We start from the raw sequence: 22,094 nt of genomic DNA on the forward strand, positions 1-22,094 counted from the left end.
CCGTTGCCCAGATAGCTCAGTCGGTAGAGCAGAGGATTGAAAATCCTCGTGTCGGCGGTTCGACTCCGTCTCTGGGCACCAAGACAACGCAAAGCCCCTGAATCGAAAGATTCAGGGGCTTTTTGTTTTGCCCGGGAAAAAACTACTTCACGGCCCTTGTGGGAGTCCGCCCAGCCTTCAGGCTGCGCTGTCGCGTAGAGAACAGTTCCAAAGCACGACGCGTACCCTGTGGGAGCGGGTTCACCCGCGATGGCGTCGGCGAATCCACTTACGTCATCGCGGGTGAACCGCTCCCACAAGGGCCTTGCGCATTGACCACCATCAATACGCCATCACTCGATCTGTGTAAGTTGTGGAGCTGGACATTCGAAGGAACAGAAGGCCCTCCCCATGAGTGAAGAAACCCCCGTCCTGCCGCTCCCAGAGCCCGGGGTAGTCCCGCATCACGTTACGCCTCCGCCAGCCGCTACCCGCCCGCACCGTCGCCCACGCAAGCCTGCGCCGATCGTCGAGACCGGTGCAATCGCCGACAGCCCCACCGCCCTCGAAATCGCCCACGCGCCCCACGGCACCAGCGAAGACAGCTCGTCGGCGAAGCTGCCGCACAACTATCCCTACAGCACCCGCATGCGCCGCGCCGAGTACGACAAGGCCAAGCACGCGCTGCAGATCGAGCTGTTGAAGGTGCAGAACTGGGTAAAGGAAACCGGCCAGCGCGTGGTCATCCTCTTCGAGGGCCGCGACGCGGCAGGCAAGGGCGGCACCATCAAGCGCTTCATGGAGCACCTCAACCCGCGTGGCGCGCGGATCGTCGCCCTGGAAAAGCCCTCGGAGCAGGAAAAGGGCCAGTGGTACTTCCAGCGCTATATCCAGCACCTGCCGACGGCGGGCGAAATGGTCTTCTTCGACCGCTCCTGGTACAACCGCGCCGGCGTCGAGCGGGTCATGGATTTCTGCTCGCCGCTGCAATACCTGGAATTCATGCGCCAGGCCCCGGAGCTGGAGCGCATGCTGTGCAACAGCGGGATCCTGCTGTTCAAGTACTGGTTCTCGGTGAACCGCGAGGAACAGCTGCGCCGCTTCATCTCGCGCCGCGACGATCCGCTCAAGCACTGGAAACTCTCGCCCATCGACATCAAGTCGCTGGACAAGTGGGGCGAGTACACCGCGGCCAAGGAAGCCATGTTCTTCCACACCGACACCGCCGATGCGCCGTGGACGGTGATCAAGTCGGACGACAAGAAGCGCGCGCGGATCAACTGCATCCGCCACTTCCTCAACGCCCTCGATTACCCGGGCAAGGATTTCCGCGTCGCCCACGAACCCGACCCGCTGCTGGTGGGCCGCGCTTCGCGGGAAATCGAGGAAGACCTGCGTGACGAGGACGAAGTGGAACTGCGGGGCCGGGTCAGCGCCCTGACGCTGCCACGCTGAAAGGACCTCACGCCGGTTCGGCCGGGTGACTGCCTGTCGCCCGTCGAGCTGGCGCCGCTCTCCCCGGCTTGGGTTTCCGGGTCAACTGCGCTTCAATACACGTCTTTGACTGACTTCGCACCAAGGAACCCCCGATGGCCTCGAACACCAAGCAACAGAAACGCGCCAAGCGCGCCGCCGCCAAGGCCCGTGAAAACCGCATGGTGCGCAGCGGCCAGGCGGTCAAGAGCAGCGGCGAGGCTTCCAGCGCCAGCGTCCAGCAGGTGTTCGACAAGGCCATGAACTCGGGCAGCTACAACACGATGTTCGAGAAAATGAAGACGGCCCAGGAAACCAGCCTGGAAGCGATGATCGCCGTGTTCATGGTCGATCCGCTGCTGACCCTTGTGCTCAAGGGCCACAGCGAAGACCACGCCACCGACTACATCTGCATGGTGTTCTGCGCGTACCGCAAATGGCTGGACGGCACCGAGGAAGCCGAGGCGATGGCCTGGCTGGAAAGCGAGGCGTTCCAGGACGCCTATGTGGCCGCCTCGGAGATGGTGTCCAAGCAGAAGAAATTCGCCTGACTCACCCTGCCTTGGCAGACAACAAAAAACCCTGTGGGAGCCGGCTTGCCAGCTCCCACAGGGTCGGTGAGATGCTCTGGATGCTCAGTTATCCATCACCAGGCTTCCACCCTTCTCCGCCTTGCGCTTGCGCGCCACCAGCAGCCCGGCAGCCACCACGGCAATGCTCAGCAGCCCGGTCGAGATCACCTCGGCGCGATGGTCAGGACGGATCAGCATCAGGGTCAACACGCCGACGATGAAGAAGATGGTCACCCAGGTCAGCACCGGGAAGGCCCACATCTTGAAGGCGATCTTCTCGCCCCGCGCCATACGCTGGCGGCGCATGCGCAGTTGCGACACGGCGATCACCAGCTACACCAGCAGGGCGATCGCCCCCGAGCTGGCCAGCAGGAACTCGAACACCTGGGCCGGCGCCACGTAGTTGGCGAACACGGTCAGGAACGCTGCCGCGGTAGACAGCAGCACCGCCCAGTGCGGCGTGCCGCTGGCGTTGGTGCGCTGGGCGACCGCCGGGGCGTCACCGCGCTTGCTCAGCGAGAACAGCATGCGCGACGAGGTGTACAGCGCCGAGTTGAGGCAACTGGTCACGGCGATCAGCACGACGATATCGACGATCAGCTTGGCGTGGGGGATGCCCATCAGTTGCAGCACGGTCTGGTATGAACCGACTTCCGCCAGCTCGCCGGCATTCCACGGCACCAGCGCAACGACGATGAAGATCGACACGAGGTAGAACAGGAAGATCCGCCAGATCACCGAGTTGGTCGCCTTGCTGATCTGCTTGCCCGGATCCTTCGATTCGGCGGCAGCGATGGTGACGATCTCGGTACCCATGAAGGAGAACATGGTGGTCAGCATGGCACCGAGCACCGCACCGAGGCCGTTGGGCATGAAGCCCTGGGTGTCGAACAGATGGCTGACACCGCTGACCTGGCTGTTCGGCATGAACCCGAAGATGGCGGCCAGGCCAAGAATGATGAAGCCGATGATCGCCACGACCTTCAGCAGGGCGAACCAGAACTCGAACTCACCGTAGTTCTTCACGCTGAACAGGTTGGTCGCGGTCAACAGGAGGGTGATGACCAGGGTGAAGACCCAGATCGCCACGTCGGGGAACCAGGCGTTGAGGATGGTCGCGGCGGCGTTGGCCTCCAGCGGGATGACCAGCACCCAGAACCACCAGTACAGCCAGCCGATGGTGAAACCGGCCCAGTGCCCAATGGCACGGTCGGCGTAGGTGGAGAAGGAACCGGTGTCCGGCGAGGCCACGGCCATTTCGCCGAGCATGCGCATCACCAGTACCACCAGCGTACCCGCAGCGGCGTAGGCCAGCAGCACGGCCGGGCCGGCCGCGGCGATGGCATGGCCGGAACCGACGAACAGACCGGCGCCGATCACGCCTGCGATGGACAGCATGGTCACATGCCGTTGCTTGAGCCCCTGAGCGAGGTCATTGGAATTGTGCTTACCGCTCATAAAACTACCTATGCAAAGAATGGGAGATCGTCCCGCGATTGGAGCCGCATGCCCTTTTGAGGCACCCGCGTCCCGTGACAGGTGGATGGCAATAAGCGGGCCAGATCGATGACCGCTCATGTGCGCAACACCTTGAAACCACGACAGACGGGGCCTGCGGCGCTTTCCGCCAGCCATTGGCCGAAAGGTCGCCAAACTTGCCAGACTTTGCCGGATTACTGAAATACTCACTTACAATTAGAAATGGGTGCTCCATAACCGGAACTGGGTAACACCTTGTGCAACTTTATGAAGCAAAAAGGTGCAACCCACTCCTCCGCCGCGATGCCTCGAAGGCGCCACCGAAATGCACCGCGACCAAATACGCCTTTCCTCCAGCGGTCAAAACTGGCACCATCGCGCCTTTTTTCATCCTGGCTCCGGCCCGTAGAACGGAACCGGCGGACCGCGACGCGACATTCCACTGCAACGATGCGACACCCGCCCTTGCCCCGGCCGCCCACCCTGCTCGCCCTTCTTGGCTGCGATCCGAGCGCTATGCTAGCGTTGCGCCTCGCCAGGACGGCCGCCAACAGCAGAACGCACAGAACATATGAGGACCGCACATGGCCCAGGCCACGCCCGCGCTGGAAATCCGCAACCTGCACAAGCGCTACGGCGAGCAGGAAATTCTCAAGGGCATCTCCCTTACCGCCCGTGACGGCGACGTGATTTCCATCCTCGGCTCCTCCGGTTCCGGCAAATCGACCCTGCTGCGTTGCATCAACCTCCTGGAAAACCCGCACCAGGGCGAAATCCTCGTCGCCGGCGAAACCCTCAAGCTCAAGGCGGCGCGCAACGGCGAGCTGATCGCCGCCGACAACAGGCAGATCAACCGCCTGCGCAGCGAGATCGGCTTCGTCTTCCAGAACTTCAACCTCTGGCCGCACATGAGCATCCTCGACAACATCATCGAGGCGCCGCGCCGCGTCCTGGGGCAGAGCAAGGCCGAAGCCATCGAGCACGCCGAAGCGCTGCTGGACAAGGTCGGCATCCATAACAAGCGCCACAGCTACCCCACCGAGCTTTCCGGCGGGCAGCAGCAGCGCGCCGCCATCGCCCGGACCCTGGCGATGAAACCCAAGGTCATCCTGTTCGATGAACCGACCTCCGCGCTGGATCCGGAAATGGTCCAGGAAGTCCTCAGCGTCATCCGCGCCCTGGCCGACGAAGGCCGGACCATGCTGCTGGTGACCCACGAAATGAACTTCGCCCGGCAAGTCTCGAGCGAAGTCGTGTTCCTTCATCAAGGCCTCATCGAAGAGCAAGGATCGCCGCAGCAGGTTTTCGAAAACCCGACCTCGGCGCGTTGTAAGCAATTCATGTCCAGCAACCGCTAACGGAGCAACACGCATGCAGAACTACAAGAAGTACCTCCTGGCCGCTGCCGCCACGCTGGTGTTCTCGGCCAATGCCATGGCCGCGGAAAAACTGCGGATGGGTATCGAAGCCGCTTACCCTCCATTCAACAGCAAGGACGCCAGCGGCCAGGTGGTCGGCTTCGACAAGGACATCGGCGACGCCCTGTGCGCCAAGATGAAGGTCGAATGCGAGGTGGTCACTTCCGACTGGGACGGCATCATCCCGGCCCTGAACGCCAAGAAGTTCGACTTCATCGTCTCCTCGTTGTCGATCACCGACGAGCGCAAGCAGGCCGTCGATTTCACCGACCGCTACTACTCCAACAAGCTGCAGTTCATCGCGCCGAAGAATGTCGACTTCAAGACCGACAAGGCCTCGCTGAAAGGCAAGGTCATCGGCACCCAGCGCGCCACCCTGTCCGCCACCTGGCTGGATGACAACTACGGCAGCGATGTGGAGGTGAAGCTGTACGACACCCAGGAAAACGCCTACCTCGACCTGACCTCCGGCCGCGTCGACGCGCTGCTGGCAGACAAGTACGTGAACTATGACTGGCTGAAATCCGATGCCGGCAAGAACTACGAGTTCAAGGGCGAGCCCGTGGTGGAAAGCGACCAGATCGGCATCGCCGTACGCAAGGGTGATCCGCTGAAAGACAAGCTGAACGCCGCGCTGAAGGAAATCATCGCCGACGGCACCTACAAGAAGATCAACGACAAGTACTTCCCGTTCGATATCTATTGATCCGCCCCGACCGGCACCGCCTTGCGCGGTGCCGGTCTCTTGAACCTGCCTGCCCATGAATATTGATCTACACGGATTCGGTCCGGCGCTGGCCGCTGGCACGCTGATGACCGTCAAGCTGGCGCTCGCGGCACTTTGCCTGGGCCTGGTGCTCGGCCTGCTTGGCGCCCTGGCCAAGACTTCGCCGTTCAAAGCGCTGCGCTGGATCGGCGGCACCTACTCGACCATCGTTCGCGGCGTGCCGGAACTGCTCTGGGTACTCTTCATCTATTTCGGTTCGGTCACCCTGATGAGCAAGCTGGGCGACCTGATCGGTGTTCCCGGCCTGGAACTCAGCGCCTTCGCCGCCGGCGTCATCGCCCTCGGCCTGTGCTTCGGCGCCTATGCCACGGAAGTGTTCCGCGGCGCGCTGCTTGCCATTCCCAAAGGGCACCGTGAAGCCGGCATGGCCCTGGGCCTGTCCAAGGGCCGGATCTTCTCGCGGCTGGTCCTCCCGCAGATGTGGCGTATCGCCCTGCCCGGTCTGGGCAACCTGTTCATGATCCTGATGAAGGACACTGCGCTGGTGTCGGTGATCGGCCTGGAAGAAATCATGCGCCAGGCGCAGAACGGCGTGACCACCACCAAGGAGCCCTTCACCTTCTACGCGGTTGCCGCCTTCATCTACCTGGGGCTGACCATCGTGGCCATGACCGGCATGCACTTCCTGGAAAAACGTGCAGGGCGCGGCTTTGCGAGGGCCAACTCATGAATTGGGAAGTCATCATCAAATGGCTGCCACGTTTGGCCCAGGGCGCCACGCTGACCCTGGAACTGCTGGCCATCGCGGTCATCCTCGGCCTGATCGTCGCCATACCGCTGGGTATCGCCCGCTCCTCGCAACGCTGGTACGTGCGGGCACTGCCGTATGGCTACATCTTCTTCTTCCGCGGCACGCCATTGCTGGTGCAGCTGTTCCTGGTCTACTACGGCCTGGCGCAGTTCGACGCGGTGCGCAGCAGCTCGCTGTGGCCCTACCTGCGTGACCCGTTCTGGTGTACCGCACTGACCATGACCCTGCACACCGCCGCCTACATCGCCGAGATCCTGCGCGGCTCGCTGCAGGCCATCCCGCGGGGCGAGATCGAAGCGGCGCGGGCGCTGGGCATGTCCCGGGCCACTGCGATGATCCACATCCTCCTGCCGCGCGCCGCACGCATCGGCCTGCCGGCGTACAGCAACGAAGTGATCCTGATGCTCAAGGCCAGCGCCCTGGCCAGCACCGTCACCCTGCTGGACATCACCGGCATGGCCCGCACGATCATCGCCCGGACCTACATGCCGGTGGAGATCTTCTTCGCGGCAGGCGTGTTCTACCTGGTGATCTCGTTCGTCCTGGTGCAGGCGTTCAAGCTGCTGGAGCGCTGGCTGCGTGTGGATGCCGCGCACGGTCGCTGATATCAAGGTCCCCGCTCCCCCAATCGTGGGAGCGGGTTCACCCGCGATTGGCCGTGCCTGCCCACCACACCTCTTCAAAAACACCCTGGCCTCAGTCCCATGTCCCACCTGGAAAACACCCAACTCCTCCCCCGCTTCCAGGCCCTGGACCAATTCCTCCGGGAACACCGCAATCTCTGGCACCCGCGCCCCTTCACCAGCCTGCAACTGCCCTGGGAGATCGATCACCCAGGCCTGTCCGACTGGCTGCGCAACCAATCCCTGGACCACGCCGAATGCGCCCACAACGACCCTTGCAGCGTCCCGGCCCCGGCGCCTTATCCACAACTGGCCGCCCGCGCCCGCGAGCTGGCGGCACTGGATGACTTATCCACAGTTCCCTTGCCGCCAGCCAACCCGCGCCTGAACGTCGATGTCCCCGGCCGCAAATGGCAGCAGATCGAAGCCTTTGCCGCCCACCTCGACTTTGCCCGGCGTCCTGTGCACTGGCTGGACTGGTGTTCCGGCAAAGGCCACCTCGGCCGCCGCCTGCTGGGCACCGGGCAACAGCTGACCTGCCTCGAATACGATCCGGCCCTGGTTGCCGCAGGAGAGCACCTCAGCCAGCACCACCACCTTCCGGCCGAGCACCGTTTGCAGGACGTAATGGCCGCCAGCACCGCCGAGCACATCACCGCCGCCCACACACCGGTGGCCTTGCATGCGTGCGGCGACCTTCATGTCCGCCTGATCCAGCTCGCCGCGGCCAAGGGCTGCGCACAACTGGCCATCGCCCCCTGCTGCTACAACCGCACCGCGGGCCCGCACTACCAAGCGTTATCCACAGCCGCTCGCGCTTCGACCCTTCAACTGGACCTCGACGACCTCGGCCTGCCGCTCAGCGAAACCGTCACCGCGGGCAACCGCGTCCGCCGCCAGCGTGATCAATCGATGGCCTGGCGCCTCGGCTTCGACCTGCTGCAACGGCAACTGCGCAACAGTGACGACTACCTCCCCACACCATCGCTGCCCAGTGCCTGGCTGCAGAAGCCCTTCACCGAGTACTGCCAGCAACTCGCCGCGCTCAAGAACATTTCAATAAAGGAAGGAATCGACTGGCCCGCGCTCGAAGCTGCCGGCTGGCAACGCCTGGCGCAGGTCCGCAACCTCGAACTGGTGCGCAACCTCTTCCGCCGCCCGCTGGAACTATGGCTGGTGCTCGATCGTGCGCTCTACCTGCACGAACAGGGCTACAACGTCCGGCTCGGCACCTTCTGCCCACACTCGCTCACCCCCCGCAACCTCATGCTGCTGGCCGAACAACCTGTGGATAAGTCTGTGAGCAACTTCACGGTTTCCGTTTGATAGCGCGCCGGGTTTAAGCGCAAACCCGAACTGCACGATTTTTCCGACCCGGCCAAACACCTGAGAAAACAGCCGTTTGCGCCGGCGTCAATGCGGCGGTGTAGCGCAGCTGCATGGAAAGCAAGGAGTTGATGTGGTTTGTGCATAAGCGTTAAAGCGAATTAGACGGGGGTTATTCAGATCGGGTTGAGCGGGAGGTCACCTGGCGCAGGCTGCGGTGTCGCGCAAAGCACAGTTCCAAGCCCGACGCGGACACTGTGGGAGCAACTGTCTTGCTTAATGTCCAAAAACTGGCGCGTTCCCTGTGGGAGCTGGCTTGCCAACGATTGCAATGCCGAATCCCCCACCAAGACCCCGCCAAGCCAGCGCCCCGCTTGACCCGAGCCCAACCTCCACAACCACCACAAACCAGGTAGGAGCGAGGCTCGCCCGCGAAGGACCGCAAAGCGGTCCCCAAACCCACCACCACCCGCGCTGGAAACACCCAACCCAACACGCCAAAAGCCCCGATCTACGGGGCTTCTGCCAGGATTTCGAGGAAGTGGTTTACAGAACCAAACCGATCGCTATAATAGCGCGCCTACTGCCGGTATAGCTCAGATGGTAGAGCAACTGACTTGTAATCAGTAGGTCCCGGGTTCGATTCCTGGTGCCGGCACCATATCCAGCTCCATCGCGTTCCACCGAATGCCTTGGAAGCCCCTAAAACCCGCCCTTTGGCGGTTTTTTTCGTTCCAGGACCCTCCGTCGGGATCCAACAAAATACCCCATCCCCGGGGGTATTTTTAGGGTACAGCGTCTTGCCTGCATGGAGAACGTACCCTTATGCCACGCCTAGCCGTTCCTCTCAGCGACCTCAAATGCCGTACGGCGAAACCTCGCGAACGTGCCTACAAGCTATTCGATGGTGGCGGCATGTACCTCTTCGTGAAACCCAATGGCGTAAAAACGTGGCGATTGCGCTACTTCAAGCCCAGCGGCAAGGAAGGCACGCTGATCATCGGCAACTACCCCATCATCTCGCTGGCCGTCGCGAGGACCAAGCGCGATGAAGCCAAGGCCCTGTTGATCGACAACCTCGACCCGATGGAAGAGAAGAAGAAAGCAAAGCTAGCTGCTCAACGAGCTTCCCTGCTTTTTGAAACCGTCGCCCTGGAGTGGCACGCCGAAATGTCGCGGCGCTGGACGGAGGGACACGCCAAGACCGTCATGAGCCGGTTGCGCACCCACGTCTTCCCCCTGATCGGCCAACGCCCCATCGCTGAGCTTGATACCCATGATCTGCTTGAGGTCACTCTGCGTATCAAAGAGCGCGGCACCATGGACGTTGCCCTGCGCGTGCAAAATTATCTCTCCACCATCATGCGGGGCGCAAAGCGGGCGCGGCAGATCAGCCAGAATCCGGCGCTCGATCTGGCAGGGTCAATTCATGCCCCGCGCACCGTGCACCGCCCTGCCCTCTCACTCAACCGCCTCCCCGAACTACTCAACCGTATCGACAACTACAACGGCCGTGAGCTAACCAAGCTGGCTGTACTGCTGACGCTGCACGTGTTCGTGCGCTCCAGCGAACTGCGCTTTGCGCGCTGGGATGAGTTCGACCTGCAAAGGGCGATGTGGGAGATCCCAGACACCCGTAAGCCAATCGACGGCGTGCGCAATTCCACTCGTGGTACCAAGATGAGCGGAGACATACAGATGGTGCCGCTCTCTCCGCAAGTCATCGCGATCCTTGAACGGCTGCGCGGCTTGAGTCGCTTCTCCGAACTGGTGCTGCCCGGTGACCACAAGTACTGGAAGCCAATGTCAGAGAACACGGTTAACCAGGTGCTGCGCAACGTTGGCTACGACACATCCAAGGAGGTATGCGGGCATGGATTCAGGACCATGGCCTGTAGCGCCTTGCTGGAGTCAGGGCTGTGGACAGACGCGGCTATTGAGCGGCAGATGAGCCACAAGGAACGCAATCGCGTGCGCGCCGCCTATATCCACAAAGCCGAATTTTTAGAGCAGCGCAGGCTGATCATGGCGTGGTGGAGTAACTACATCGATGCCAACCGATCGGGGCATGTCACTCCGCATGAGTTCGCCCATCCAGCTGGCGATAACATCACCTCCTTGCCAAGTGGGCGTGGCGCATTCAGTCGTAGGTGAAACCTCCAGATCACCGTTGGCCGCTCTTTAATTCGGGTCCATCCAAACAGGGCTGCAAAGCCGCCCTGTTTGGATGGACCTCGCTTTGCAAAGCTAACAGCCGACACGAATCCTTTGGATACCACTGATTTCCACCGGTGGATAATTCCATGCACAAGCCCAGAAGCCACGAAACTCAGGGCGTTGACCAAAATTATCCACAGGCGTAGAACTGAGGTTGCAAACGCTGTCGTGGACAGCACCCAGGTGACCCGAGCCTTCAAGGTCACGCCGCTCCTGCGGTGGTTCTCCCCCAAATGGCGATTCGCATTCGGCAGCTCGCCCGGTCACCTCCCCGGTGATGGATGCCTATTTCAGATCATGGCCCTAGTGCGCCAGACAACACTTCCTACTTCGCTGCCCAGCAGCAACCTATCCGCTTGGCCGAATCTTGCGCCAACCTGCGCCCGTCTCTTTCTCCTGGAAAGAGACGGGCGCTTCTAGCACTGCTGCAGCCCTCATCGCACTTGGCTTTGCGGCTACTCCACTCGTGACAATCGGCGTGACAAACGCCGATGTCATCAGCAACAGCGCTGTAGATGATGGTGCCGCAGACCACGGAATGGACTGCACCTGACTGACAGTCAGGCATGCCCCGGTCATCGCATTGCTGCGTTCACCCGACTCAGGATCTCGCGGCACTGGTCTCGTCAGCCAATGCAGCCTCCACCCGCCCACCGGTAACGGTGCTCAGGAGGCCAGATCATGAGATGCCCTTGCTCCCGGACGTAAGGAGCCGCCAGTCCCGCGTTAGAGGACATCCCCACAGGTCGCAGGGGCCTTGATCCCTGATAACACTCAACATTCTTGGCGGGATGACGTGGGGCGAGGATCGGAGAACGGCAGATGAGATGACCGACATGGCACTGGTGGGTAGGCGCGATGGTCGTAATTTCGGCTACGGCAGGCAATTGAGCTATGCAGGGCCGCAGGCACTGAAAGACATGTTCGGCGGTGGCCATTATCCAGGCAGCTGTAGCTGAGCGGTGGCAGCGGGAATCACCTTGGAGTTGGAAGCATAAGCATCTTGATTGGTTTTTAAAACATCGTTTAGAACATCTTAGTGATGATACGCGATATTATTACCTGCTTACCGTCAGATTGATCGTTCGACGCTTGGGGTTGCCATGGATGTTCGGCCTCTGAGTAGAGAGGCCGCTCCTACCGAAACCAATTGCAATCAACTAGTAGTTGACCATGTTGGAGTTAAGAGCGTGCCGTGGATATTTTTTAGGCTGTGGCAGCGCCCGCAGCACCTTACTATCTAAGCGCTGGAGTTATAATTTTATAACCAAACCAAAGCTATATGAGCTTAGCCATGAATATTAGCTTTGCTAAGCCATGCGCAGATCAATCTTGACGATCAACGCATGACTTTAATGGAAAAGGGAATTAGTCACTCCATACTTCAATAGATATGAAAGTACAAGAGCCCTAAAACTCAAGCATTAACGAATGCCATACCCTTGCTTCGACTGAGAAAATCGGTAAGGCAGTCGGGAGGTCGCACGTACTGTGCCAGTGAAGAAAGCACATGATCAGCCATTGATGGATTCTCCAGCTTTAGCTTATAGCCGAATTGGGTGAACACATCTTTTGACAGCGCCCCATCCTCCTTTAATAGCTTAACAAACTCCCTCAAAAACAGAATCTCTTGCTTACCTCTAAATAGCATTTTAGGGCTACTTAAAGTTTCTCTGAGTTGAGGACTTTTGGCCAGAAAATCTTTAAATCTTTCCTTTTCCGCAAGCCTTGAGGAAATATATTCACTTTTACGAGACAGCTTAACCACAAGGTTACCACTTGCAAATTTTACGTCAACCTTAAAAACCTTATCAAGACTTATCTTCCTTGCACACATCTCTTTTCGGACGTAAAGGAAAACTGTATTCGCGGTAACTATTCTTTTGTTCTGATGGAACGCCTTTTGCAACCTCTCATACTCTTGAGTGATATAGTTAATTATATCAATTCGTCGAGAAACCTTGTAATTGCTTAGGCCGCACTCCCCAATAACTAGGTTTCTTATAGTAGCCGAGTCGCAATAGAGATTTTCAATAGAATACGTAGGCGTAGTGTAAACATCTGCCTCTAAAATTTTCGCATCAAAATCTCTATCAATTAAGAAAAAAACCTTGTCTCCTTTGTAAGAAGGATGCGTTCTAATTAATGACCTCAACTCAAGAACCTTTGACTTCCCTCCTACAGAAACTGCATCCCAAAGATCACCAAATATGGTTGAGATTTTTGAAGTATAGAACTTAGGATCATCTTTTCCTTCGATGATGAAAATTGCTTTATTATTGGAGCGAATGCGAGAGTACTCTAAGAAGAAAACTTCTGCATCTCCCAAGCTTTCCAGTAAATCCTCTACACGAGACCCCATCAAATCAGCTCCTTGCTGAAGTAAGATTGAAGGTCTGATGTATATTCTGTTAGCCCTGAGAATATGAATGGGCTATGGGTCATGGCAAGCAGCATAGAGCAGCTTTCACAACCTATTACATCCTTGATAAGCAATTTCTGCCACTCCACTGACAGTGACAGTTCTGGCTCATCAAACAAAATAAAATACTGATTCCCACGTTCTAATACGAGCTTTGAAAAAAGGGAAACAATTTGCTTTTCGCCAGACGAAAGCTCACCAAACTTGATCGGAAACTCACTATCTGGACTTGTGATAACCACACTAATTGAGGTGGGGTCATAAGTCATGGTTTTATTCTTGAAATATTTAGTGCAAATTTCAGAAAACCTAGTTAATGCTTTGTCCTTCTCCCGCTGCTCAAAGAAAGCGCTGTACATCTTGGAGAGGAAATACACGAGAGTGTCGTTCTTCTTTTTTGCTACTTCGCTTTTGTTTTTTACCAATGAAATTATTTTTGACTTATCAGACGGAGACAAAGATCGCCCAAATCGATTCAATACTAGTTCAATGTAGTCTGCATTACTAGTAATTATAGATCTATCTTGATCATTAACGGTCAAACCATTGACAAGACGGGTCAAGATTTCACTATTGATTCGAGACATTGAATCGTTAGATGATGTCAAAATCTCTTTCTTTATAGACTCTAACTTTTCTTCAACGTCTGTCAAGCCAAATTGGATATAGTCCTGCTCCTGCTTGTCTTTATCAATATTCAGAGATGATAGTAGATCTTCGACCCTTCGATATGTTGGCAAGTAAAGAGTTTTAAGCTTGAAGTGCTCCTCAATTTTCTGAAAAAACTCCATTTTTTTCAGATCCAGCAGAAGCGACTCTTTCTCGTCAAAGAGGTCTCTAATTGCTATAGAGCTAAAAGGATATCTTGAATCTATATGACTTGGCCTGGTTGATGAACCTGGCAAAAATATTTGGCTAATTTTTTTTCGAACGGTTTCAAACTTACTCTCTGCCATCACCACATCTATTATCTTTGAAAGCTCGTCACTGGAAACCCTCCCTGAAATATGCTTATAAGCCTTTGACTCCCAATCATACTCCATCTCGGCCTTCATTATTGATATTGGAGCAGCAGCACTGGAGAATTTAATTTCAATACTGCCAAAGTTTATTTCTCTAAGCTTTGTGATTTTCCCATTTAGAGTAGCATCGATTATTTTTAGAATGGTAGTTTTCCCTTGACCATTCTCTGACAGCAAGATTTTGTATAGCTCGTCAAACTCAAGTCTCACGTTTTTGTAACCGTGAAGTTTTGTTATTGTGAAATATTCTATAATGGGAGCCATGGATACTTCCTTAGTGATGGCGTGTTTATCAACAGTTGAATTAGCTATTTTTGCCGTCTGTATATTTTTAAACGTATCAGGCCTGCATAGTTTCCGAGTCAACAGGGTTTGCTCAGCTGATCCAGAAGTCGCCGTATGATGGCCTAACGATATTGCTCAAGGAAGAGATCGTCAGTTTTTTTTACGCGAGCAACCCTGTGTACACCGCATTTTGCTCAGAAATCGAACAGTGGACGCTTTCCCACATAGAAGATCGCTATGAGTTCGACAGAAAGAGGCTTGGTTAGGGAGAGGGAATGGGTCATTTCAGCGACATATTCAGAATCCCCACGTCAAGCGCTTACTCCTAATTTCATAGCGTGTGGCCGGGCTCTGCCGTTCTCGAATGGTTTCACCGAAGGGGGGCATAGCAGCATCTACCTCTGCGAATCCTACGACCTGCCACTGATCAGACGTAGCACAGGGTGATCTCCCTCCGTAACTTTTATCTGAGTTGGCAACCAGCAACACCCCGATTCGATTCCACCAAAGGCCATAACTAGCTGATTTTTTTATAGATACCCTATGAGGTACGCCAAAAAATCCACCAAATTCCAGCCCCGCGAATCCACTACCCTCACAGCAAGAAACCGTTCGTCTGGTGCCGCACCATACAGAACGAAGCCCTTGCAGCAATGCAGGGGCTTTGTTGTTTCTAGGGTTTGGAACTTCCCTGGAAGCGACCACATCGCTGCGATAAGGCCAACACAGCCTCATCTTCATTGACAGATCAAACATCCTGCCTTCGCGCCTACCCGTTACAATTTCACATCAGCGCGACGTTGACGGGCTCTTACACCTACCTAAAATGCCCCCCAACACACCCGCCAAGCCTAGGTTGACCAACTCAGCAGGCTCAAATCGTGGTTTTTTTTCTGCCTGGAGAAAACTACATGAGGCCCTTCCACAAGCCGGCCCTCAGCGTAGAACAGCAATTGGAACTGCTAAAGCAACGAGGCCTGCACGTCGCCAATGATGATCGGGCTAGGCGCTTTGCTGCATGCATTGCCGACACCGGTAAGCCTCGGTCCAGCCCCTCAAGCCAGCAGAGCCGATGATGGAAAGCGCCCCTAAAGAGGACAGATTTCATCACGTCGTGGTCGCTGCGACGAAGGACTCCCTTGAGCGACTTCCAAAAGATGCAGCCTCCCAGTTCGCCTATGCGTTCTGGTACGAAAACGATGCCATGTGCGAGTCCGTCGAAAAAAGGCTGAACACGCCCGGTCTGCCCCCAGTCCGGAAACGCCGGCTTATGTATCTGGTTGACCGGCTACGCCGCTTCCCTTGCCTGACACCTGAACAAGCCTCCAGAATGAAGGACTTCGTTTCCCGCTGGAGCAAACTCTCACAAGACGTCAGCCGCAAGGTTTCCAAAAGAGCCGCCACCACCAACCCTTATGACAAGCTCGCGGCTACCTGGGGACTGGAAGAGAACGTAAGCCATGTCATGAACATGGTTCTTGAACTTCAAACCCGACACTTCGTCGATGAGCATAATTTACCGAGCGGGTACTCCAAGCTGGAAAAGCATTAGTCCTGCTTGTCTGGGCACCACAGCAAGACGGTGTCTGCACCTATCTTGATAGCCAGCGTCTGCCACTCGAAGCCCATCCCATCCCTTAGGCTCTTCCACTTGAACTAATCGACCACGCCCAGGGCTAACTCAGTATCGACAGTCTCTCAGCCCAGAAAAATGACCGCTTTCGACTGGCCCCGCATGCTCCTCGACGACCACCCCCTGCCCTTCCTCGGCGAAGTAATGGTCCGCACCCTGCTGGCCTACGCAGTGGTGTTCATCTTCCTCAAGGTCGCCGGCCGCCGTGGCGTGAAGCAGCTGTCCCTATTCGAACTGGTGGTAATCCTGACCCTGGGCTCGGCCGCCGGCGATGTGACCTTCTATCACGACGTGCCGATCCTGCCGGTGCTGATGGTGTTCGTCGCCATGGGCATCGCCTACCGACTCACTACCCGCCTGTTGAGTCGCTATCACCGCCTGCAATGCTGGTTGGAAGGCGAGCCTTTCATCCTGATCCGGGACGGACGCTTCGAACTGGAGACATTGAACAAGGGCAATATCGCTCACGACGAATTCCTCATGGAACTGCGTCAGGGCGGAGTGGAACACCTGGGTCAGGTGCGCCTGGGCATCGTCGAGATCAACGGCGGCGTCAGCCTGTATTTCTATGACAAGGACGAAACCCGCCCCGGCTTGCCCGTCTTGCCGCCGAGCCTTAAAGCCGTGCACCGGCAGCCTAAGCACGACGGCTTGCATGCCTGCTTCCATTGCGGGGAGTTGGCGACGCTGCAAGCAGGCCAGAACCTCCCATGTCCTCGCTGCTCAGATCAGTGCTGGGTGCAGGCGTTGAGCAATGCTAGAGCCTGAAGAAGCCCAAACGTCAGAGCGCTTTGACAACCTGCTCCTTGGCGGATAACCTTTTATCTTAAATTTTAGATAATTCAGGTGGGCCGCCCAATGGCGCTTCAATTCCACGAAAGTCCTTTCCACGTCACTCATGACGAAAAAACGGCCAGCAAAATGGCCTTGAAGATGGACCTGTCGATCTTCATCACTGACTGCATCAAAAAAATGGGCCTCAAGCAGAGTGAGGCCGCAACCAGGCTAAACGTGACCCAGTCTCGTGTATCCGAACTGGCCAATGGCAAAATCGAGAAATTCACGCTGGACGCCATGATGGACATGCTCGACAAGCTCGGATTCCGAACCAGCTTCACCGGCCCTGATGACGCGGGGTCCTCCCCTCGAATCATCATCGCCCAAGCCCAGAACAGCTAAACCTTGAAGCCCATGTTTCTGAGCTCCTGCTTGAGTTCCTTCATCCGGTCCTCAGCAACCTGCATTGCATGACGGTCGGATCGGTTCGTGGTCTTCACGAACGAATGCAGCGCAACCACCATTTCAGCGTACTTCGCAACGTACACGCACCTGTGTGCGGGGCTGCCATTGATGATTAGCTCAATTACCCCTGCGCCTACTGAGGCCAAGGACTTGATCGGCAGCTCGGGGTCCTGCCCATACTGAATGCGCCGCAGATCCTTGCCGAACTCGTCCTGTATGTCTTCGGGGAGGTCCTTGTACTCACGCTCGGCAGCAGCGCTTACAAAAGCAAACTTTCTCAAAGTGACGCCTCGGGGCAGTTGCTGGGGTGCGGCTCCATTATTGAAAACCTGCCGAATAGCCTAGGTCAGGCCATATCTGCCAGACCCGCCAAATCGTCACGAGATGTCACCTGACTCAACGCCAGAAAATCCCGGAACTTAATCCCCCTCCAACCGGGCTAACTGAATACCGACACCGCGATTGTCCCGGACCTGCAAGCGAGCCCCCAAAGTGAGCGAATCCCCCCTCCTCCCCGCCGGCCTTCACTACGTCGATGACACCACCCCCGGCCTTACCCGCCGCATGTTCCGTGGCAAGTTCGCCTACTTCACCCCTGCCGGCGAGCGCGTGCGTGCGGCTGAGGAGATTGCCCGGATCAACGCGCTGGCCATCCCGCCGGCCTACACCAACGTCTGGATCTGCCCCGACCCCGACGGCCATCTGCAGGCGACCGGCCGCGATGCCCGAGGCCGCAAGCAGTATCGCTACCACCCGCGCTGGCGCGAGATCCGCGATGCCGACAAGTACGGCAGCCTGCTGGCCTTCGGCAAGGCCTTGCCCAAGCTGCGCGCTACCCTGCAACGCCACCTGGCCCGCCCCGAGCACAGCCGCGAGAAGGTGATGGCGACCGTTATCCATCTGCTCGACGAAACCCTGATCCGCATCGGCAACGCCCGCTATGCCGAGCAGAATCGCTCCTACGGCCTGACCACCCTGCGCAACCGCCATGTCGAGGTGAGCGGCAGTACCATCCGTTTCCATTTCCGTGGCAAGAGCGGCATCGAGCATGAGGTGAGCGTCAACGACCGACGCCTGGCGCGCATCATCAAGAGCTGCCTTGAGCTTCCCGGCCAGCAGCTGTTCCAGTACCTGGACGACAACGGCGAGCGCCATAGCGTGACGTCGAGCGATATCAATCGTTATTTGCAGGAGCTGACCGGTGCCGAGTTCACCGCCAAGCATTACCGCACCTGGGCCGGCAGCGCCCTGGCCCTGACCCTGTTGCGCGAGTTGGAGTGGCAGCCGGAAAGTGCTGCGAAGAAGCATGTGGTGGCAATCATCAAGGAAGTGGCGGCGGAACTGCGCAATACTCCGGCCGTATGCCGCAAGTGCTATATCCACCCGGCGGTGATCGAGGCTTTCCACGCAGGCGAACTGGCGAACCTGCGCATGGCTGCGCCCCGCAAGGGCCTGCGGGCCGAAGAAAGCCTGCTGATGCGCTTCCTGGAAAAGCTGACCGCCAAGGAAGCTTCAGAAAAGCCCACCGAGAGGTGAGCCTTCCCGTATCGCGCGGCTAGGCGCTAACCCTCAGCCGCCCCATTTCGATCCCGTCGATCACCGCATCCACCAGGCCCTTGGCCATTTCCGCCGAGTACAGCGACGAGAAGAGCAGCCCGTTCTTGGGCACGTCTTCGGCGAATTCGGTGAGTTGCTGGAGGGTGTCGTAGATCCCTTTCATCAACAAGGATGCATGGACCAGGGCGTCTTCCGTGTCGATTTCCGCACGGACAGTGAACATCGGGGTATGACCGGCCTTGCAGTGCCCGAAGGCGACCATGGCGGTTTTGCCGAAGATGGCGTGGGGTGGGTCTGGAACGATCTTGTTCATGGTGAAGCTCCCTACTGTGGTTCGATTCGCCACCCGCTTGCGACCAAACAATAGGGTGGCAACTGTACGCAGGTTGGTCGACCGGACACAGTAGGAACCCGGCAGGGCCGAAGCCCTCCTACGCACAGCTGCCATAACACGGCATTGCCCGCGTTGAAAAACGCGAGCAAAGGGAAAGTCAGGCATCTGCACGACTACTGTGAAAATCCAGGCGACCAAACCTGGGCCGCCTAACCGCAGCGACCGCGAAAGCCTACATTTCATACCGGGATCAGGCAAGGGCAGCCAACGCATACCCGCGATTGCTATTGTGAACCCACTACCGTAATCGCGGGTAAACCCGCTCCCACAGGGTATGCGTCGTGCCTTGGAACTGTTGTTCGCGCGACAGCGCAGCCTGAAAGGCAGGGCGTCCCACACTGATCGCATCGGCACTTGCCATCCTCTGTGAGCCGAATAGACTGCTTATTCGGCTCACCAAATGAGCCGATTAGCCCTCCTATTCGGCTCAGAGGCAAACATGGCCCCTACCTGGATCTGGCAACACCCCCAATGGCCAGCCTTCACCTGGCAAGCAGATCAACTCACCGACCTGCTGCGCCAATGCGTCCATCACCAGGGCCTTCTCCTGGGCAAGATGGGCTCGGTAGACGACGAGCAAAGCCGCCAGAGTATGCTCGACGCCCTCCTGCAAAACATCCTCGCCTCCTCCGCCATCGAAGGTGAAGCCCTCAACGCTGGTTCGGTGCGCTCCTCTCTTGCGCGACGCCTCGGTGTAGACGAGCCCGGGCCGACCACCGCCCGCAGCGAGGGCCTGGCGGAACTCATGCTCGACGCCATCGACCATGCCGATCAGCCCTTGACGCTGGAGCGCTTGCTGAATTGGCACGAATTGCTTTTCCCGAACCCCGGGAATCCTCTGGCACACCGCCCTATGCACATCGGCAGCCTGCGCGGCGACGAGCCCATGCAGGTTGTCTCAGGCCGCCTGGACCGCCCCACCGTGCATTTCGAGGCACCACCGCGCCTTGGCCTCGAGAAGCAACTGGCAACCTTCATCGACTGGTTCAACACCGACTCGAACACCCTCGACCCGCTGCTGCGCGCCGGCATCGCCCACCTGTGGTTCGTCACCCTGCATCCCTTCGACGACGGCAATGGCCGCCTGACGCGAGCACTTACCGACCTGGCGCTAGCCCACGGTGACCAGCAGGCGATCCGCTTCTACGCCATGTCGGCGAGCATTCTCGAACACCGCCCAGGCTACTACCGCATCCTCGAGCAAACCCAGAAGGGCACGCTGGATATCAGCGAGTGGCTGGTGTGGTTTCTGCAGATCCTCCTGGATTCGATAGGCCAGGCGCTGGGCACCATCGATCGGGTACTGCACAAAACCAGATTCTGGCAGGCGCACCGCGCAACGCCGCTGTCCGCCGAGCAGTTGAAGGTGATCAACCGGCTTCTGGACGGTGGCGCCAGGGGCTTCGAAGCCGGGATCAACGCGGCGCAGTACCAGGCGGTGGCCAAGGTGAGCAAGGCCACCGCGACCCGGCATCTGGTAGATCTGCTGGAAAAGGGTGTGCTGGAGAAACTGCCGGGCGGCGGTCGGAGCACACGCTATCGGATAGCCGGGGAAGGCTGATCAACCGGGTACACGAACTTGTAGGAGCTGGCTTGTCGGCCTCAAAGGCTGGGCTCAGAACCCGAAAACCAGCAATAACTGTCCGTACAGGTTCCCACCTGCCGTCCCCAGCTGACTCCCCCCCGCCTCGGCACTGCGCGTCGGCTTGTAATACCCCACCAACGGCAACACGCTCCAATGCTCGTCGATCGCCCATTCGGCATACACATCCAGCTCCTGCGCATCTCGATTGCCCAGGCTGCGGTCGATCGTGTCGAAGTCGTAGAACAGCGCGCCGATCTTCACGCTGTCGCTGACCGATGCCTTCACGCCAAGGTGGTGCACCCGGGTGTTGCTGTTGAACGGCCCGGCATAGTTGGACGCGACCTCGCCCTGGAACCAGGTCCCCAGCGCCCGGCCGTTGCCGTAGAACAGCGGGTCGTAGCCCTCCGAGAAGCGGCTGTAGCGGTAGTTGACGGCAGGCTTGCCGGGCAGTTGCGAGAAGGTCCAGCCCGCTTCCAGGTACCAGGCGCTTTCCTGGCTGCCGGATTTACGCTCCCAGGCATGCTCCCCGGCCAGGAACAGCTCGCTGACCCCGGCATTGCCCTGTGCGCGAACGCTGTACAGCTTCATGCCCTTGCGCTCGGGATAGAGAATGTCGGCCAGTTGCTGGTCGGTATCGCTGACCTTGATCGCGGTGAGCCCGACGGTGCCGGCCTCGGCCACATGCTCAAGGGTTGCCACGGATAACTCGGGGCTGGCCTGGGCCGGGTTGTCGGACTTGAGCCACATCAGGTCGCCGCGCCAGCCCTGCTGCCCGCCCCAGCGCAGGATGGCCGTCTGGTCGAAGGCCTTGCGCCCGGTCAGGTAGTAGGCGCCGCCGCGATTGGTTTCGCCATCCAGCAGGCCCTTGCCAATGTTCAGCGCGTCGCCGGAAATCAGGAAGCCGTCCCCGACCACCACGTTCTGCCGGCCTGCGGAAAACTCCAGCGACTCGCCGCGCCACCCGAGGTAGGCGTTCTCGATCTTGGTGGTGCGCTCGTCACCCACCGTCCAGCCCGCCGCATCGCCGTCGCCGAAGCTGGCACTGCTGACCCAGTCGAGCCCACCGAAGACCTCGCCCGTGGCGATCCCACGTCGCTTGAATTCAAGCCCGTATTGCAGCGTGGCCTCCTGCCAATCGACACTGCCGGCCTCGCGCACACCGGTTTGTGCATAACTTTCCCGGCTGTGGAAAACCCCGACAGCGCCCTGCACCTTGGCGGACAGTTCGGTATCGGCGTCCTCGTACAGTGTCACCGCACCCGCCATGGGCGACAGCGCCAGCAGCAGCGGCAGGGATGCTTGTAGTTGTTGTTTGCGCATCGTCAGTCC

At 58.3% G+C, this 22,094-nt stretch carries 18 protein-coding genes, 2 tRNA genes and 1 pseudogene; 15 read left to right on the forward strand and 6 right to left on the reverse strand.

All coding sequences use genetic code 11. The annotated features are described in order from the left end of the window. The first annotated feature begins 5 nt into the window (after positions 1-5). The 3 genes from ACKLLE_RS19415 to ACKLLE_RS19425 all read left to right on the forward strand — a co-directional run bounded on the left by ACKLLE_RS19415 (position 6) and on the right by ACKLLE_RS19425 (position 2,003). Positions 6-81 (forward strand) — tRNA-Phe (locus ACKLLE_RS19415). A gap of 309 nt (positions 82-390) precedes the next feature. Next, positions 391-1,434, forward strand: coding sequence for a polyphosphate kinase 2 (gene ppk2, locus ACKLLE_RS19420; protein WP_064302637.1), 1,044 nt, complete (start codon positions 391-393; stop codon positions 1,432-1,434). Between the two features lie 134 nt (positions 1,435-1,568). Beyond that, the gene (locus tag ACKLLE_RS19425) at positions 1,569-2,003 is read left to right on the forward strand and encodes a hypothetical protein (protein WP_064302638.1); all 435 of its coding nucleotides are present in this window, start codon (positions 1,569-1,571) and stop codon (positions 2,001-2,003) included. A gap of 84 nt (positions 2,004-2,087) precedes the next feature. Here the strand turns inward: ACKLLE_RS19425 and gabP are convergent. Beyond that, positions 2,088-3,482: pseudogene (gabP, locus tag ACKLLE_RS19430) on the reverse strand (GABA permease). Positions 3,483-4,087: 605 nt separating this feature from the next. Between gabP and ACKLLE_RS19435 the strand changes: the two are divergent. From ACKLLE_RS19435 to ACKLLE_RS19465, 7 genes are all read left to right on the forward strand, one after another. Continuing rightward, positions 4,088-4,861, forward strand: coding sequence for an ABC transporter ATP-binding protein (locus tag ACKLLE_RS19435; RefSeq protein ID WP_064302639.1), 774 nt, complete (start codon positions 4,088-4,090; stop codon positions 4,859-4,861). A gap of 13 nt (positions 4,862-4,874) precedes the next feature. Beyond that, positions 4,875-5,627 (forward strand): ABC transporter substrate-binding protein, encoded by a 753-nt coding sequence (locus ACKLLE_RS19440; RefSeq protein ID WP_420058785.1) that lies wholly within the window; start codon positions 4,875-4,877, stop codon positions 5,625-5,627. 55 nt (positions 5,628-5,682) lie between these two features. Then, entirely contained in the window at positions 5,683-6,378 is a 696-nt protein-coding gene (locus tag ACKLLE_RS19445) for an ABC transporter permease (RefSeq protein WP_009396064.1), read from the forward strand. Further along, entirely contained in the window at positions 6,375-7,064 is a 690-nt protein-coding gene (locus ACKLLE_RS19450) for an ABC transporter permease (RefSeq protein WP_064302641.1), read from the forward strand. The genes ACKLLE_RS19445 and ACKLLE_RS19450 overlap by 4 nt, the downstream gene beginning before the upstream one ends. A 99-nt stretch (positions 7,065-7,163) precedes the next feature. Beyond that, the gene (locus tag ACKLLE_RS19455; RefSeq protein WP_420058786.1) at positions 7,164-8,408 is read left to right on the forward strand and encodes a methyltransferase; all 1,245 of its coding nucleotides are present in this window, start codon (positions 7,164-7,166) and stop codon (positions 8,406-8,408) included. 585 nt (positions 8,409-8,993) lie between these two features. Beyond that, a tRNA-Thr gene (locus ACKLLE_RS19460) sits at positions 8,994-9,069 on the forward strand. A gap of 164 nt (positions 9,070-9,233) precedes the next feature. Further along, positions 9,234-10,562, forward strand: coding sequence for a tyrosine-type recombinase/integrase (locus tag ACKLLE_RS19465; RefSeq protein WP_138219355.1), 1,329 nt, complete (start codon positions 9,234-9,236; stop codon positions 10,560-10,562). A gap of 1,480 nt (positions 10,563-12,042) precedes the next feature. On the opposite strand, the gene ACKLLE_RS19475 is transcribed toward ACKLLE_RS19465, so the two are convergent. Beyond that, entirely contained in the window at positions 12,043-12,987 is a 945-nt protein-coding gene (locus ACKLLE_RS19475; RefSeq protein ID WP_138219356.1) for a DUF4435 domain-containing protein, read from the reverse strand. Then, entirely contained in the window at positions 12,987-14,333 is a 1,347-nt protein-coding gene (locus tag ACKLLE_RS19480; RefSeq protein WP_138219357.1) for an AAA family ATPase, read from the reverse strand. Before ACKLLE_RS19480 ends, ACKLLE_RS19475 begins: the two co-directional genes overlap by 1 nt. Before the next feature lie 1,096 nt (positions 14,334-15,429). On the opposite strand from ACKLLE_RS19480, the gene ACKLLE_RS19485 reads away from it, so the two are divergent. From ACKLLE_RS19485 to ACKLLE_RS19495, 3 genes are all read left to right on the forward strand, one after another. Beyond that, on the forward strand, positions 15,430-15,906 hold the full coding sequence (locus tag ACKLLE_RS19485) for a hypothetical protein (RefSeq protein WP_420058787.1): 477 nt from the start codon (positions 15,430-15,432) through the stop codon (positions 15,904-15,906). Between the two features lie 159 nt (positions 15,907-16,065). Then, positions 16,066-16,755 (forward strand): DUF421 domain-containing protein, encoded by a 690-nt coding sequence (locus tag ACKLLE_RS19490; RefSeq protein ID WP_420058788.1) that lies wholly within the window; start codon positions 16,066-16,068, stop codon positions 16,753-16,755. A gap of 90 nt (positions 16,756-16,845) precedes the next feature. Then, positions 16,846-17,166, forward strand: coding sequence for a helix-turn-helix domain-containing protein (locus tag ACKLLE_RS19495; protein WP_064302682.1), 321 nt, complete (start codon positions 16,846-16,848; stop codon positions 17,164-17,166). Here ACKLLE_RS19495 and ACKLLE_RS19500 read toward each other — a convergent pair. Next, positions 17,163-17,510, reverse strand: a complete 348-nt coding sequence (locus ACKLLE_RS19500) for a type II toxin-antitoxin system RelE/ParE family toxin (RefSeq protein ID WP_420058789.1) — start codon at positions 17,508-17,510, stop codon at positions 17,163-17,165. The two genes, ACKLLE_RS19495 and ACKLLE_RS19500, sit on opposite strands and share 4 nt — an antisense overlap. Before the next feature lie 283 nt (positions 17,511-17,793). Here ACKLLE_RS19500 and ACKLLE_RS19505 point away from each other — a divergent pair, with 283 nt between their 5' ends. Continuing rightward, entirely contained in the window at positions 17,794-18,765 is a 972-nt protein-coding gene (locus ACKLLE_RS19505; RefSeq protein WP_420058823.1) for a DNA topoisomerase IB, read from the forward strand. Between the two features lie 19 nt (positions 18,766-18,784). On the opposite strand, the gene ACKLLE_RS19510 is transcribed toward ACKLLE_RS19505, so the two are convergent. Further along, a complete protein-coding gene (locus tag ACKLLE_RS19510) occupies positions 18,785-19,099 on the reverse strand; it encodes a DUF3077 domain-containing protein (RefSeq protein ID WP_009396051.1) in 315 nt (104 codons plus the stop codon). A 520-nt stretch (positions 19,100-19,619) separates the two neighbouring features. Here ACKLLE_RS19510 and ACKLLE_RS19515 point away from each other — a divergent pair. Then, complete coding sequence (locus ACKLLE_RS19515; protein ID WP_420058791.1) at positions 19,620-20,741, forward strand: Fic family protein; 1,122 nt, start codon at positions 19,620-19,622, stop codon at positions 20,739-20,741. A 54-nt stretch (positions 20,742-20,795) separates the two neighbouring features. On the opposite strand, the gene ACKLLE_RS19520 is transcribed toward ACKLLE_RS19515, so the two are convergent. Next, on the reverse strand, positions 20,796-22,085 hold the full coding sequence (locus tag ACKLLE_RS19520) for an alginate export family protein (RefSeq protein ID WP_420058793.1): 1,290 nt from the start codon (positions 22,083-22,085) through the stop codon (positions 20,796-20,798). Positions 22,086-22,094 lie beyond the last annotated feature (9 nt).

It is taken from the genome of Pseudomonas bharatica (assembly GCF_048586865.1).
Taxonomy (GTDB): Bacteria; Pseudomonadota; Gammaproteobacteria; order Pseudomonadales; family Pseudomonadaceae; genus Aquipseudomonas; species Aquipseudomonas bharatica.

Coding starts and splice junctions, on each gene's coding strand:
- ppk2 (WP_064302637.1), top strand. CDS start 391: ATGAGTGAAGAAACCCCCGTCCTGCCGCTCCCAGAGCCCGGGGTAGTC.
- ACKLLE_RS19425 (WP_064302638.1), top strand. CDS start 1,569: ATGGCCTCGAACACCAAGCAACAGAAACGCGCCAAGCGCGCCGCCGCC.
- ACKLLE_RS19435 (WP_064302639.1), top strand. CDS start 4,088: ATGGCCCAGGCCACGCCCGCGCTGGAAATCCGCAACCTGCACAAGCGC.
- ACKLLE_RS19440 (WP_420058785.1), top strand. CDS start 4,875: ATGCAGAACTACAAGAAGTACCTCCTGGCCGCTGCCGCCACGCTGGTG.
- ACKLLE_RS19445 (WP_009396064.1), top strand. CDS start 5,683: ATGAATATTGATCTACACGGATTCGGTCCGGCGCTGGCCGCTGGCACG.
- ACKLLE_RS19450 (WP_064302641.1), top strand. CDS start 6,375: ATGAATTGGGAAGTCATCATCAAATGGCTGCCACGTTTGGCCCAGGGC.
- ACKLLE_RS19455 (WP_420058786.1), top strand. CDS start 7,164: ATGTCCCACCTGGAAAACACCCAACTCCTCCCCCGCTTCCAGGCCCTG.
- ACKLLE_RS19465 (WP_138219355.1), top strand. CDS start 9,234: ATGCCACGCCTAGCCGTTCCTCTCAGCGACCTCAAATGCCGTACGGCG.
- ACKLLE_RS19475 (WP_138219356.1), bottom strand. CDS start 12,987: ATGGGGTCTCGTGTAGAGGATTTACTGGAAAGCTTGGGAGATGCAGAA.
- ACKLLE_RS19480 (WP_138219357.1), bottom strand. CDS start 14,333: ATGGCTCCCATTATAGAATATTTCACAATAACAAAACTTCACGGTTAC.
- ACKLLE_RS19485 (WP_420058787.1), top strand. CDS start 15,430: ATGGAAAGCGCCCCTAAAGAGGACAGATTTCATCACGTCGTGGTCGCT.
- ACKLLE_RS19490 (WP_420058788.1), top strand. CDS start 16,066: ATGACCGCTTTCGACTGGCCCCGCATGCTCCTCGACGACCACCCCCTG.
- ACKLLE_RS19495 (WP_064302682.1), top strand. CDS start 16,846: ATGGCGCTTCAATTCCACGAAAGTCCTTTCCACGTCACTCATGACGAA.
- ACKLLE_RS19505 (WP_420058823.1), top strand. CDS start 17,794: ATGTTCCGTGGCAAGTTCGCCTACTTCACCCCTGCCGGCGAGCGCGTG.
- ACKLLE_RS19510 (WP_009396051.1), bottom strand. CDS start 19,099: ATGAACAAGATCGTTCCAGACCCACCCCACGCCATCTTCGGCAAAACC.
- ACKLLE_RS19515 (WP_420058791.1), top strand. CDS start 19,620: ATGGCCCCTACCTGGATCTGGCAACACCCCCAATGGCCAGCCTTCACC.
- ACKLLE_RS19520 (WP_420058793.1), bottom strand. CDS start 22,085: ATGCGCAAACAACAACTACAAGCATCCCTGCCGCTGCTGCTGGCGCTG.